The organism is Streptomyces sp. NBC_00414, assembly GCF_036038375.1.
GTDB lineage: Bacteria > Actinomycetota > Actinomycetes > Streptomycetales > Streptomycetaceae > Streptomyces.
The window spans coordinates 3,394,150-3,407,807 of sequence record NZ_CP107935.1 but is presented as its reverse complement, the minus strand read 5'-3'; the positions used below and the strand labels follow the sequence as shown (position 1 = coordinate 3,407,807).

The window sequence follows — 13,658 nt, the reverse complement described above, 5'->3', positions numbered from 1 at the left end:
GGTTATGACTGAGACCTCGCAGCGCCCTCGCCCCCTCCGCGTACTGGCCGCCATGTCCGGTGGCGTGGATTCCGCCGTCGCCGCCGCCCGTGCCGCGGAAGCCGGGCACGACGTGACCGGTGTGCATCTCGCCCTCTCGGCGAACCCGCAATCGTTCCGCACGGGCGCGCGCGGCTGTTGCACGATCGAGGATTCGCGTGACGCCCGCCGGGCCGCGGACGTCATCGGCATCCCGTTCTACGTGTGGGATCTCGCCGAGCGTTTCCGCGAGGACGTGGTGGACGACTTCGTGGCGGAGTACGAGGCCGGGCGCACCCCGAACCCGTGCCTGCGCTGCAACGAGAAGATCAAGTTCGCGGCCCTGCTGGACAAGGCCCTCGCCCTCGGCTTCGACGCGGTCTGCACGGGCCACTACGCGAAGGTGCTGGTGAACGAGGACGGCACGCGCGAGCTGCACCGGGCCTCCGACATGGCCAAGGATCAGTCGTACGTGCTCGGGGTGCTGGACGACCGCCAGCTCGCACACGCCATGTTCCCCCTCGGCGACACGCTCACCACGAAGGACGAGATCCGCGCGGAGGCCGAGCGCCGGGGCCTGGCCGTCGCCAAGAAGCCGGACTCGCACGACATCTGCTTCATCGCGGACGGCGACACCCAGGGCTTCCTGTCGAAGCGCCTGGGCAAGGCGGAGGGCGACATCGTCGACGAGTCGGGCGCGGTCGTGGGCAGCCACGAGGGTGCGTACGGCTTCACGATCGGCCAGCGCAAGGGCCTGCGCATCGGCACCCCGGCCGCCGACGGCAAGCCGCGCTACGTGCTGGACATCTCCCCGGTCGACAACACGGTGACGGTCGGTCCCGTGGCCGCCCTGGACGTCTCCGCACTGACGGCCATCAAGCCCCGCTGGTGCGGCGCGGCCCCGACGGGCCCCGGCACGTACACGGCCCAGCTCCGCGCCCACGGCGGCGAGACCGAGGTCCGGGCCGAACTGGTGGACGGCACCCTGGAGGTCGCCTTCACGGAGCCGGTCCGCGGGGTGGCCCCCGGCCAGGCGATCGTCCTGTACGAGGACACGCGCGTGGTGGGCTCGGCGACGATCGCGACGACGACACGAGCGGCGACGGCGACGGTCTGACGCCTGCCGCGGTCGGCCGGGGATGTCAGTGGTGTGAGCGAGGATCACGGGTATGACCGTGCGCACCGGCGACTACGTGTGGTTCGAGGAACGTTTCTCGAACCTCGCGGACTCCTACTGCCTCACTCTCGTCCACGAGGTCCCTCCGGCGGAGCTGCTGCACCGGCTCGCAGGCCGAGCCGAACCCGCACGCACCGGAATCAACGAACTGGTCGACGCCGCCCACGACTTCTACGCCTCGTCCAATGGCATGCGGACGCTGTTCGGTATGACCTCGATCGGCCCGTGGACCCTCATGGTCGAGCCCAACGGCTGGCACGGTGTCGACGAGGAGAAGGCGCTGCCTGCCTCGGTGGGCACCCGCTGGATCTCCCACCACGACAACAGCGACGCCAACTATGACGGCTCGTTCCTCTGGATCGAGAACTCGGACCGGCTCCTACAGTTCGGCCTCCGTGACGCCGGCCGACGCCACGGAGGCCGCCCGGACGAACTCCTGGACGTCATCCACCGCCTCGGCTTCGCGTTCCCGGAAGAGCCCGCCACGGCCGACGACCTCGACGGCGATCCGGCCGTTCCGGCCGCTTTCGCCCTCGCCGAGCACCTCACGCAGGTTCGCCTCACGCCGAGCCGTCTCGCCGACGCCGCCTTCAGCTGCGGCAGCGCCGGGATCGGGTGATCGGCCTCGTCAGGTGCCGAGGCGGTGTCGACGGGCTGGGGTCAGTCCGCGGGGACGGTTTCCACCTCGTAGAAGCAGAAGTGGTCCTTGATCTCCGCCACCTCCGGCTTCGGGTCCGGGTACGCCCAGACCAGGTCCGGGGCGTCCGGCAGGGACCAGTAGGACGCGTCTCCCTTGAACGGGCAGTGGGTGGAGGTGTCCGACGCGGTCAGCAGGTCCACGTGGACGTCCGCCGGCGGGATGTAGTAGCGCGGCGGGAGACCCGTCTCGCGCAGCACCAGCGGGCGCGTGCTGTCGGCGAGCACCTTGCCGTCGTGGACCACGCGGACATGCTCGGTGCCCTGCTCGACGGTGATGTGATGGCCCTTGGTCACGTTCCACTCCTCGGTAGAGGTGCTTCGGTAGAGGTGCATCGGCGGTAGAGGTCGAACGGGTGGAGGGTGCGCTGCCGTGGCGGGGCCCCGGCCGCGTTCTCTCCGGGTACAGCGTTCGGCGCCGTCGTGTTCTTCCCTCCCGGGGTGCCGAAGACGGCCCGTAAATTGTGCGCATGAACATCTGTGTCTTTCTCTCCGCCGCCGATCTCGACGAGCGCTACACGCGGCCCGCGCGCGAGTTCGCCGAACTGCTCGGCAAGGGCGGGCACACGCTCGTGTGGGGCGGTTCCGACGTCGGGCTCATGAAGGTCGTCGCCGACGGTGTGCAGGAGGCGGGCGGCCGACTGGTGGGCGTCTCGGTCGAGTTCCTGGTCGCCAAGGCACGCAAGGGCGCGGACGAGATGGTCGTCGCCCGGGATCTCGCGGAGCGCAAGGCGCTGCTCCTGGAGAAGGCCGACGCCGTCGTCGTCATGGTCGGCGGGACGGGCACGCTCGACGAGGCCACCGAGATCCTGGAGCTGAAGAAGCACGGACACACCGACAAGCCGGTCGTCCTGCTCAACACCGCCGGCTTCTACGACGGTCTCAAGCAGCAGTTCCTGCGTATGGAGGCCGAGGGGTTCCTGCCCGTGCCGCTCACCGATCTGGTGTTCTTCGCGGAGGAGGCCGTGGGAGCGCTCGCGTACCTGGAGGAGAGCCGGGGCACCCTGTGAGACGGGCGCGCCCGCTGATGCGAGCATGGCGGGCATGGCTACTCATGTGATCACCGGGGCCGGCTCCGGCATCGGCGCGGCCGTCGCCCGCCGCCTCCACGCGCGCGGGGACGAACTCGTGCTGCACGCGCGCGACGCGGGGCGCGCGAAGGAACTGGCCGCCGAGTTCCCCGGCGCCCGCACCCTCGTCGGCGACCTCGCGGACCCGGACCGGCTGTCCTGGGCGTTCTCCCACCAGACGCTGCCCGACCGGGTGGACTCGCTCCTGCACATCGCGGGCGTCATCGACCTCGGACGGGTCGGCGATCTGACCCCGAAGACCTGGCGCCACCAGCTCGACGTCAATCTCATCTCGCCCGCCGAGCTGACCCGCCACTTCCTGCCCCAACTGCGGCTCGCCCAGGGCCACGTGGTCTTCGTCAACTCCGGCTCCGGGCTCAACGCGTACGGCGACTGGTCCGCGTACGCCGCCTCCAAGCACGGGCTGAAGGCCCTCGCCGACTCCCTGCGCCACGAGGAGCACGGCAACGGGGTCCGCGTCACCTCCGTCTATCCGGGCCGCACCGCCAGCGCCATGCAGGCCAAGGTCCACCAGCAGGAGGGCAAGGAGTACGACCCCTCGAAGTGGATCGACCCCGAGTCCGTCGCCACGACCATCGTCATGGCGCTGGACCTGCCGAGGGACGCCGAGGTCAACGACCTGACGGTGCGCCCGGGACGCTGACCGGATCCCGGCACCTGCGGCCCCTCCCACGGGTTCCGGACCCCCGCGGGTTCCGTAGGCTGCCCGGGTGAGCGAAAACAGCGAGTTCAGGCCCGGCCCCGCCACCGGCATCGGGTCGATGCCCGGCGGGGACGCCCGGGAGACCGCCAAGAGCGTGGCCGGGACCTTCGAGGGCCCCGAGACGGGCATGCCGTACCTGGCGGAACTGCCCGCCCGCGGCCCCGGCGCGGACATGATCGGCCGGACCGCCGGGATGCTCTCCGAGCTGTACGCGCGCGTGGAGCCCAGCGGCTGGCGTCTCGGGGACCGGCCGGGCCGCGACACCAAGCGGGCCAGGTCCTGGCTCGGCGAGGACCTCGACGCCCTGGAGGAGTTCACCCAGGGCTACCAAGGGCCGCTGAAGGTGCAGGCGGTCGGCCCCTGGACGCTCGCGGCGTCCCTCGAACTGCACAACGGCGAGGTGGCGCTCTCCGACCCCGGAGCCTGCCGTGACCTCGCCGGATCGCTTGCCGAGGGCCTGCGCGAGCACCTCGCCGACGTACGCCGCCGCATCCCCGGCGCCGAGATCGTCCTGCAGCTCGACGAACCCTCACTCATCAACGTACTGCGCGGCCACGTGCGGTCCGCGAGCGGCTACCGCACCCACCGGGCCGTCGACCGGCAGCTCGTCGAGGCGACCCTTCGGGACGTGATCGGCGTGCAGGAGGGCAGCCCCTCCGTCGTGCACTCGTGCGCCGAGGACGTGCCGTTCGCGCTGCTGCGCAGGGCCGGAGCGACCGCAGTCTCCTTCGACTTCGCGCTCCTCACCGAACGTGACGACGACGTCATCGGAGAAGCCGTGGAAGCGGGGACCAGGCTCTTCGCCGGTGTCGTGCCGGGCACGGACGGTCCATTGTCGGACCCTGCCGGTAGCGTCATGGGTGTCAGGACGCTGTGGCGCAGGCTGGGGCTGAGTCCGGTGCTTCTCACGGACGCGGTCACGCTCACCCCGTCGTGCGGCCTCGCGGGCGCCTCCCCCGAGTACGCGCGCAGGGCGCTCGCCCACTGCGTCCGGGCGGCGAGATCCCTCGCGGACAACCCAGAGTGACGGAGGACGACACGGTGGCCGGCGACAAGGACGCACAGACGGCTTCGGCTTCGGCTGCGGGGCCCGCGCCCAGCGAGGCACGGGAGAAGCACGCGCAGCTCGCTGAGCAGATCGAGGAGCACCGCTTCCGGTACTACGTGAAGGACGCGCCGGTCGTCAGCGACGCGGACTTCGACAAGCTCCTGCGTGCGCTGGAGGCCCTGGAGGACGAGTATCCGGAGCTGCGCACCCCGGACTCGCCGACCCAGAAGGTCGCGGGGGCGTACGCGACGGAGTTCACGGCCGTCCAGCACCGCGAGCGCATGCTCTCCCTGGACAACGCCTTCGACGACGAGGAGCTGGCCGCCTGGGCCGACCGCGTCGCCAAGGACGTCGGCACGTCCGCGTACCACTTCCTGTGCGAGCTGAAGGTCGACGGCCTGGCGGTCAACCTCACGTACGAGCACGGGCGTCTCACACGCGCGGCGACCCGCGGCGACGGCCGCACGGGCGAGGACATCACGCCCAACGTCCGTACGATCGCGGAGATCCCCGACCGCCTCCACGGTGAGCGCATCCCCGACCTCGTGGAGATCCGCGGCGAGGTCTACTTCCCGATGGAGAAGTTCGAGGAGCTCAACGCCCGCCTGGTGGAGGCCGGCGACAAGCCCTTCGCCAACCCGCGCAACGCGGCGGCGGGTTCACTGCGCCAGAAGGACCCCCGCGTCACCGCCACCCGCCCGCTGCACATGGTCGTGCACGGCATCGGCGCACGCGAGGGCTTCGACATCGACTGCCTCTCGCACGCGTACGACCTGCTGCGCGAGTGGGGCCTGCCGACGACCCGCTACGGCAAGGTCGTCGAAGACCTGGACGGCGTGCGGGAGTTCATCGCCTTCTACGGGGAGAACCGCCACTCCGTGGAGCACGAGATCGACGGCGTCGTCGTCAAGCTCGACGAGATCCCCCTCCAGGGCCGCCTCGGCTCGACCTCCCGCGCCCCGCGCTGGGCGATCGCGTGGAAGTACGCGCCGGAGGAGGTCAACACCAAGCTGGTGAACATCCGGGTGGGCGTGGGCCGTACGGGCCGCGTCACTCCGTACGCGCAGGTGGAGCCCGTCACGGTGGCCGGTTCCGAGGTCGAGTTCGCGACGCTGCACAACCAGGACGTGGTCAAGGCCAAGGGCGTCCTCATCGGCGACACGGTGGTGCTGCGCAAGGCCGGTGACGTCATCCCGGAGATCCTCGGACCGGTCGTCGACCTGCGCGACGGCAGCGAGAAGCCGTTCGTGATGCCCTCGGAATGCCCCGAGTGCGGCACACCGCTGGCGCCCGCCAAGGAGGGCGACATCGACCTGCGCTGCCCCAACGGCCGCACCTGCCCGGCCCAGTTGCGCGAGCGCCTCTTCTACCTCGGGGGCCGCAAGTCCCTGGACATCGAGAACTTCGGTTACGTGGCCGCCGCCGCGCTCACCAAGCCGCTGGAACCGCCCCAGCCGCCCCTGGGGGACGAGGGCGACCTCTTCGACCTGACCATCGAGCAGTTGCTGCCCATCCGGGCGTACGTCCTCGACCAGGACAGCGGACTGCCCAAGCGGGACCCGAAGACGGGCGAGGAGAAGATCGCCACGGTCTTCGCCAACCAGGAGGGCGCGCCCAGGAAGAACGCCCTCGCGATGCTGGAGAACATCGCCGCGGCCAAGGAGCGCCCGCTGGCCAGGATCATCACCGGCCTGTCCATCCGGCACGTGGGCCCGGTCGCGGCCGAGGCACTGGCCCGTGAGTTCCGCTCGATCGACCGCATCGAGCAGGCCACGGAGGAGGAACTCGCCGCCGTGGAGGGCGTCGGGCCCACCATCGCCGCCTCGCTGAAGCAGTGGTTCACGGTGGACTGGCACCAGGAGATCCTCCGTAAGTGGAAGGCCGCCGGTGTCCGCATGGAGGAGGAGAAGTCCGGCGAGGACGAGGGACCCCGCCCGCTCGCAGGGCTCACCGTCGTCGTCACCGGCACTCTGGAACGTCACACACGCGACGGGGCGAAAGAGGCACTGCAGAGCCGCGGGGCGAAAGTGACCGGTTCTGTTTCGAAGAAGACGTCTTTCGTTGTCGTAGGTGACAATCCTGGATCGAAATACGACAAGGCCATGCAGCTCAAAGTGCCGGTTCTGAACGAGGACGGTTTCGCCGTTCTGCTCGAACAAGGACCGGAGGCAGCGGCGGAAGCGGCACTTCCGATCGAGGGCTAGCGGTTGAAGACCACCCGTTCGGCGCATACCAGATGCATAGGGGCGGCCGGGTCGCATTCGGGCAACCGTAGACGACCGCTGCCCTTAGAAGCCTTCTGCGGCCTACTGTTGAGGTCTGCGCCTGCCGTGCCCAGCTGCGGTTGGGGCACCCCCTTGCTCTTCAGGAGTCGGGGGAAGGGTTTTCAGACGCGGTGCCGCTGACCGGACCAGCCGTGCATCGGGCCGCGTGGCGTGGGCACCGCAGGCTGTGAGAGGGACGGGAATGGAACCGACCGAGAGCGCCGCCCCGGACTCACGGCTGCGCCCGCGCTGGATGACCGGCATGCGGCGATGGGGGCACCCCTTGCTGGAGCGAAGCCGGGAGTTCGGGGCGGGCCTCGGGGTCACCAGGCCCGCGGACCGATCCGGCGTTCCGGGGTACGCGGCCGGACAGCACGCCGTCGCGGGCGGCCACGGCCGGCTCGCCGCCGTCCCCGGATCCCACTCCCAACTGCCAGGTCAGGAGGCCGACCGGCCGGTGTCCTGGCCCGCGCTGCCCACAGCGGTCGTCGGGTCCGCAGGCGCCGTGCTGGGAGCGGGTTTCTACCGCGCCTTCACCGGCCATCACGGGCTCTTCCCGTCCGGCTCCGCCGGCTGGGCGCTGGCCGTCCTGGTCGGTGTCATCGTCGGTCATCTGGTCGCGCTCGGCCGGTCCCGCTGGTGGGGAGGCACGGGTTCCGGAGCGGCCCTCACCCTCGCCGTCCTGCTGCTGTACGGGTGGGTGCCGGCCGGGATGGTCAGCCTCACCGTGGTCGTGCTCGTCGGCATAGCCCGCCGGCACCGCTGGCGCCAGGGCATTCTGCACGGCGCGGTGGACATCCTCGGCATCGGTGCCGGGGCGCTGGTGCTGGCCGCGTTCGGCCGCGTGCCGTCCGTCGAGACGCCCTGGAAACCGGAGACCTGGACCGTTTTCACGATGCCTCAGGTGGTGTTGGCGGCCGGGGCGTATCTCGTCGTGAGCCGCGCGCTGCTCTGGTACCTCCACGCGCCGCGCACGCCGGGACTGCCGACCGTCGCCCGCACGGCGCTGGTCAGGCAGGGGCTCGTCGCCGTCGCCCTGCTCGGTATCGCCCCACTGATCTGTGTCGTCGCCATCGCCCTCCCCGCACTGCTGCCGCTCTTCGCCGTGCCCCTCATCGCTCTCGACTCCACGCTCTGGATAGCGCGGGCCCGGGCCGAGGAGCAACTGCGTGATCCCCTCACGGGACTGCCCAACCGGCAGTGGCTGCTCGAACGGACCTGGCGGGCGCTGGACGACGCCGAACGCATCGGTGCGCGTTCCGCTCTGATGCTGATCGACCTGGACCGCTTCCGGTCCGTGAATGACACCCTCGGGCATCTCGCCGGGGACCGGCTGCTGTTGCAGATAGCGGACCGGCTGCGGATCGCGCTGCCGCGCGGGGCGGAGGCCGCGCGGCTGGGCGGGGACGAGTTCGCCGTGCTGCTGCCCATCGCCGACTCGACGACGTCGGCGACACGGGTCGCCCGAGGCCTCGTGACCGCGCTCGGATCGCCGCTCGACCTCGACGGGCTGACGCTCGTGCTGGAGGCCAGCGCCGGACTCGCCGTCTTCCCCGACCACGCGCTGGACGCGGAAGGGCTGCTGCGACGGGCGGACGTCGCGATGTACCAGGCGAAGCGGGACCGTACGGGGGTGGAGGTCTACGAGTCCAAGCGTGACTCCAACACCCCCGACCGGCTCGGGCTGCTGGGGGATCTGCGGCGGGCGCTCGACGCGGGGGACGTGGAGCTGCACTACCAGCCGAAGGTGCGGTTCGACGGGCAGGTCGCCGGTCTTGAGGCGCTCGTACGGTGGGTGCATCCCGAGCGCGGGAAGGTGCCGCCGGACGAGTTCATAGCCATCGCCGAGTCGTCCGGTCTGATGCCGCATCTGACCGAGTACGTACTGGAGGCGGCGCTCGCGCAGGTGGCGCGCTGGCGTGCCCAGGGGCTTCGGGTGCCGGTCGCCGTCAATGTGTCGCCCCGGGACGTGCACACCCCGGGCTTCGCGGGATCGGTGGCCGCGCGGCTCGCCCGGCACGGCGTCCCCGCGGGGGCGCTTCAGCTGGAGATAACGGAACACGTTCTGCTGGAGGATCCGCAGCGGGCCGCGGACACCCTGGCGGCGCTGACCGCGCACGGCGTGAAGATGTCCCTCGACGACTTCGGGACCGGGTACTCGTCGCTGGTGCATCTGCGGCGGCTGCCGGTGAGCGAGCTGAAGATCGACCGCTCCTTCGTGGCGCGGCTCGCGGTGGACACCGAGGACGCCGAGATCGTGCGGTGCACGGTGGATCTCGCGCACTCGCTCGGACTGCTCGTCGTCGCGGAGGGCGTCGAGGACGACGAGACGTGGGAGCGGCTGCGGGATCTCGGGTGCGACGCGGTCCAGGGATGGCTCGTCGCCGCGGCGATGCCTCCGGAGGAGGCCACGGCGTGGTTGCTGGCGCGGGGGTCGCGCGGGTGGCAGCGGCCGAAGGCGGCGTTGCCCGCGGCGGCGGGGGACGAGTAAGGACTTTCCCGCCCGCCCGCCCGTGCAAGGTGCCTCGACGGGTGGGCGTTCTCTGTGGGACTCACCCGCCCTCGGCGCCTGCCCGTCCGGTGTGCGGCTCGCGCCGTCGCGTGAGTGTGGGGCGGGACGTGTCGGAGCCGTGGCGGGCGGGGGTGGGGAAACCGATGTACGGGGATCTCGCCGCGCCCCATAGGATTGGGCCACACCACACGCACTCACCCCTGAGGATCGCTGCATGCCTGGCATCACGCGCGAGGAGGTCGCCCACCTCGCCCGACTGGCGCGTCTGGAGCTGAAGGCCGAAGAGCTCGACCACTTCGCCGGTCAGCTCGACGACATCATCGGCGCGGTCGCCCGCGTCAGCGAGGTCGCCGACCAAGACGTACCGCCGACCTCCCACCCGCTGCCGCTGACGAACGTCATGCGCGCGGACGAGGTCCGTCCGTCGCTCACCCCCGAGCAGGCGCTCTCCGGCGCCCCGGCCCAGGAGCAGCAGCGTTTCAAGGTGCCGCAGATCCTGGGGGAGGACTAATCACCATGACGGACAGCACGATCAGCAACGTCAACACCGGCAACGTCGACATCATCAGGCTCACCGCCGCGGAGATCGCTTCCAAGATCGCGGCGGGTGAGCTCACCGCCGTCGAGGTCACCGAGGCGCACCTCGCGCGCATCGAGGCCGTCGACGAGAAGGTCCACGCCTTCCTGCACGTCGACCGGGAAGGGGCGCTCGCCCAGGCCCGCGCGGTCGACGAGAAGCGCGCGCGGGGCGAGAAGCTCGGCCCGCTCGCCGGCGTACCCCTGGCCCTCAAGGACATCTTCACCACCAAGGGGATTCCGACCACCGTCGGCTCCAAGATGCTCGAAGGCTGGATCCCGCCCTACGACGCCACGGTCACCGCGCGGCTCAAGGCGGCCGACGTCGTCATTCTCGGCAAGACCAACATGGACGAGTTCGCCATGGGGTCCTCCACCGAGAACAGCGCGTACGGGCCGACCGGCAACCCCTGGGACCTGTCGCGCATCCCCGGCGGCTCCGGCGGCGGTTCGTCCGCGGCCCTCGCCTCCTACCAGGCGCCCCTCGCCATCGGCACGGACACCGGCGGTTCCATCCGCCAGCCCGCCGCCGTCACCGGCACGGTCGGCGTGAAGCCGACGTACGGCGGGGTGTCGCGGTACGGCATGGTCGCCTTCTCGTCCTCCCTCGACCAGGGCGGGCCCTGCGCCCGTACGGTCCTGGACGCGGCCCTCCTCCACGAGGTCATCGCCGGACACGACCCGCTGGACTCGACCTCCGTCGACGAGCCGGTCCCGGCCGTCGTCGAGGCCGCCCGCAACGGCAGCGTGGACGGCATGCGCGTCGGCGTCGTCAAGCAGTTCCGCGGCGAGGGCTACCAGGCCGGTGTCGTGCAGCGCTTCGACGAGTCGGTCGCGCTCCTCAAGGAGCTGGGCGCCGAGATCGTCGAGCTGGACTGCCCGTCCTTCGACCTGGCCCTGTCGGCGTACTACCTCATCGCCCCGTCCGAGTGTTCGAGCAACCTCGCCCGGTTCGACGGTCTGCGCTACGGCCTGCGCGTCGGTGACGACGGCACCCACTCCGCCGAGGAGGTCACCGCCCTCACCCGTGAGGCGGGCTTCGGCGACGAGGTCAAGCGCCGCATCATGCTCGGCACGTACGCGCTCAGCTCCGGCTACTACGACGCGTACTACGGCAGTGCCCAGAAGGTCCGTACGCTCATCACGCGGGACTTCGAGAAGGCGTTCGAGCAGGTCGACGTGATCGTCTCGCCGACCACGCCGACCACCGCCTTCCCGATCGGCGAGCGCGCCGACGACCCGATGGCGATGTACCTCGCGGACCTGTGCACCATCCCGACCAACCTCGCGGGCAACGCCGCGATGTCGCTGCCCTGCGGCCTCGCACCCGAGGACAACCTGCCCGTCGGCCTGCAGATCATCGCGCCGGCCCTCAAGGACGACCGCCTGTACAAGGTAGGTGCCGCTGTTGAGGCCGCGTTCGTGGAACGCTGGGGCCACCCGTTGATCGAGGAGGCTCCGTCGCTGTGAGTGCCATGGCCAAGAAGGCAAAGAACTTCAAGAAGTCGAAGACCGGGCTGTACGTGTCGCTCGGCAGTACCGCGTTCGGCGCGATCAGCGTCGCCAAGCAGATCAAGCTGGCCCGCAGTGACGGGGACACGCTGAGGCTGATCGACGCGACCGTGTCCGCCGCCGCCATCGTCACCGGCCTCGCCATCCTCTACCGGGAGCTCAAGCGCCTGGGCGACGAAGACGTTCTGCTGGGCTGAGGGGAAAGTTTCACCGTGACTGCCACGACTGACCTGGTGTCGTACGAGGACGCGCTGGCGTCGTACGACCCCGTCATGGGCCTTGAGGTCCATGTCGAACTCGGCACCAAGACCAAGATGTTCTGCGGCTGTTCCACCGAGCTGGGTGCCGAGCCCAACTCGCAGGCCTGCCCGACCTGTCTGGGCATGCCCGGCGCGCTGCCGGTCGTCAACGCGATCGGCGTCGAGTCCGCCATCAAGATCGGCCTCGCGCTGCACTGCGAGATCGCCGAGTGGTGCCGCTTCGCCCGGAAGAACTACTTCTATCCGGACATGCCGAAGAACTTCCAGACCTCCCAGTACGACGAGCCGATCGCCTTCAACGGCTACCTCGACGTCCAGCTGGAGGACGGCGAGGTCTTCCGCGTGGAGATCGAGCGCGCCCACATGGAGGAGGACACCGGCAAGTCGCTGCACGTCGGCGGCGCGACGGGCCGTATCCACGGCGCCTCGCACTCGCTGCTCGACTACAACCGCGCCGGCATCCCGCTCATCGAGATCGTCACCAAGCCGATCGAGGGCGCGGGCGAGCGCGCCCCCGAGGTCGCCAAGGCGTACGTCGCCGAGCTGCGCGAGCTGATCAAGGCGCTCGGCGTCTCGGAAGCCCGTATGGAGCAGGGCCAGATGCGCTGCGACGTGAACCTGTCGCTGCGCCCGCACGGCCGGGAGAAGTTCGGTACGCGCTCCGAGACGAAGAACGTGAACTCGCTGCGTTCCGTCGAGCGTGCGGCCCGGTTCGAGATCCAGCGGCACGCGGCCGTCCTCAACGACGGCGGCACGATCATCCAGGAGACCCGTCACTTCCACGAGGACACGGGGTCGACGACCTCGGGGCGTGTGAAGGAGGAGGCCGAGGACTACCGGTACTTCCCGGAGCCCGACCTCGTCCCGGTCGCCCCGTCCCGCGAGTGGGTCGAGGAGCTGCGCGCGACTCTGCCCGAGCAGCCGCTGGCCCTCCGCAACCGGCTGCGCGAGGAGTGGGGCGTCAACGCCCACGACATGCAGTCGATGCTCAACGCCGGTGCGATCGACCTCATCGTGGCCACGATCGCGGCGGGCGCCGACTCGACGTCCGCCCGCAAGTGGTGGATGGGTGAGCTGGCGCGCGCGGCCAACGAGTCGGGGGTCTCCCTCGACGAGCTGGCCATCACGCCCGAGCAGGTCGCCCGGGTGGCCGCGCTGGTCGGTGAGGGGTCCCTCAACGACAAGCTGGCCCGTCAGGTCATCGACGGGGTCGTCAAGGGTGAGGGCACGCCCGACGAGGTCGTCGAGAAGCGCGGTCTGAAGGTCGTCTCGGACGAGGGCGCGTTGACGGCTGCCGTCGACGAGGCCATCGCGGGGAACCCCGGTGTCGCCGACAAGATTCGTGGTGGCAAGGTGGCGGCCGTCGGTGCGCTGGTGGGCGCCGTCATGAAGGCCACGCGTGGGCAGGCCGACGCCGCGCGGGTCAAGGAGCTCATCCTTGAGAAGTTGGGGGTCGAGGGCTAGCCCTCGGTTTCTTGTCGCTTGCTTGTCCGGAGGGGCGGGGCACCTGGTGGGTGTGCCGCCCCTTTGGCGTTCCGCCGGGGGTTGTTCCGCGGATGCGGGTGCGGGTGCGTTGTGGCTGGTCGCGCAGTTCCCCGCGCCCCTGAAAGGCAAGGGCCAAAGACAAAAGATTGCGCCGTTCCCCGCGCCCCTGGGGGGGGAAGGACTGCGCCGTTCCCCGCGGTCCTTGTGGGGCTGTGAGGGGCGACAGAGTTTGTTGGATTGTCGTGTGAACTGGCTCGCATTCCTGTGAGTAAGCCCATGAACGAGACCAACGATCACTTTCGGCTGGAAGAGTGAC

General features: G+C 70.4%; 12 protein-coding genes. 11 read left to right on the top strand and 1 reads right to left on the bottom strand.

Annotated elements, in window-relative coordinates:
* Positions 1–4: 4 nt before the first annotated feature.
* Positions 5–1,135, top strand: a complete 1,131-nt coding sequence (mnmA, locus tag OHS59_RS14445) for a tRNA 2-thiouridine(34) synthase MnmA (RefSeq protein ID WP_328493802.1) — start codon at positions 5–7, stop codon at positions 1,133–1,135.
* A gap of 52 nt (positions 1,136–1,187) precedes the next feature.
* On the top strand, positions 1,188–1,814 hold the full coding sequence (locus OHS59_RS14440; protein ID WP_328493801.1) for a DUF6461 domain-containing protein: 627 nt from the start codon (positions 1,188–1,190) through the stop codon (positions 1,812–1,814).
* A gap of 41 nt (positions 1,815–1,855) precedes the next feature.
* On the opposite strand, the gene OHS59_RS14435 is transcribed toward OHS59_RS14440, so the two are convergent.
* A complete protein-coding gene (locus OHS59_RS14435; protein ID WP_328493800.1) occupies positions 1,856–2,188 on the bottom strand; it encodes a DUF427 domain-containing protein in 333 nt (110 codons plus the stop codon).
* Between the two features lie 173 nt (positions 2,189–2,361).
* Between OHS59_RS14435 and OHS59_RS14430 the strand changes: the two genes are divergently transcribed.
* The 9 genes from OHS59_RS14430 to gatB all read left to right on the top strand — a co-directional run bounded on the left by OHS59_RS14430 (position 2,362) and on the right by gatB (position 13,321).
* Entirely contained in the window at positions 2,362–2,901 is a 540-nt protein-coding gene (locus tag OHS59_RS14430; protein WP_328493799.1) for a TIGR00730 family Rossman fold protein, read from the top strand.
* 25 nt (positions 2,902–2,926) lie between these two features.
* Entirely contained in the window at positions 2,927–3,625 is a 699-nt protein-coding gene (locus OHS59_RS14425) for an SDR family oxidoreductase (RefSeq protein ID WP_328493798.1), read from the top strand.
* 67 nt (positions 3,626–3,692) lie between these two features.
* Positions 3,693–4,712, top strand: coding sequence for a methionine synthase (locus OHS59_RS14420; RefSeq protein WP_328493797.1), 1,020 nt, complete (start codon positions 3,693–3,695; stop codon positions 4,710–4,712).
* Between the two features lie 14 nt (positions 4,713–4,726).
* Positions 4,727–6,937, top strand: coding sequence for an NAD-dependent DNA ligase LigA (ligA, locus tag OHS59_RS14415; RefSeq protein WP_328499203.1), 2,211 nt, complete (start codon positions 4,727–4,729; stop codon positions 6,935–6,937).
* Positions 6,938–7,199: 262 nt separating this feature from the next.
* Entirely contained in the window at positions 7,200–9,488 is a 2,289-nt protein-coding gene (locus tag OHS59_RS14410) for a putative bifunctional diguanylate cyclase/phosphodiesterase (protein ID WP_328493796.1), read from the top strand.
* Between the two features lie 235 nt (positions 9,489–9,723).
* Entirely contained in the window at positions 9,724–10,020 is a 297-nt protein-coding gene (gene gatC / locus OHS59_RS14405) for an Asp-tRNA(Asn)/Glu-tRNA(Gln) amidotransferase subunit GatC (RefSeq protein ID WP_010984178.1), read from the top strand.
* 5 nt (positions 10,021–10,025) lie between these two features.
* Entirely contained in the window at positions 10,026–11,555 is a 1,530-nt protein-coding gene (gatA, locus tag OHS59_RS14400; RefSeq protein WP_328493795.1) for an Asp-tRNA(Asn)/Glu-tRNA(Gln) amidotransferase subunit GatA, read from the top strand.
* 5 nt (positions 11,556–11,560) lie between these two features.
* The gene (locus OHS59_RS14395; protein WP_189776246.1) at positions 11,561–11,794 is read left to right on the top strand and encodes a hypothetical protein; all 234 of its coding nucleotides are present in this window, start codon (positions 11,561–11,563) and stop codon (positions 11,792–11,794) included.
* A gap of 15 nt (positions 11,795–11,809) precedes the next feature.
* The gene (gene gatB, locus OHS59_RS14390; RefSeq protein ID WP_328493794.1) at positions 11,810–13,321 is read left to right on the top strand and encodes an Asp-tRNA(Asn)/Glu-tRNA(Gln) amidotransferase subunit GatB; all 1,512 of its coding nucleotides are present in this window, start codon (positions 11,810–11,812) and stop codon (positions 13,319–13,321) included.
* Positions 13,322–13,658 lie beyond the last annotated feature (337 nt).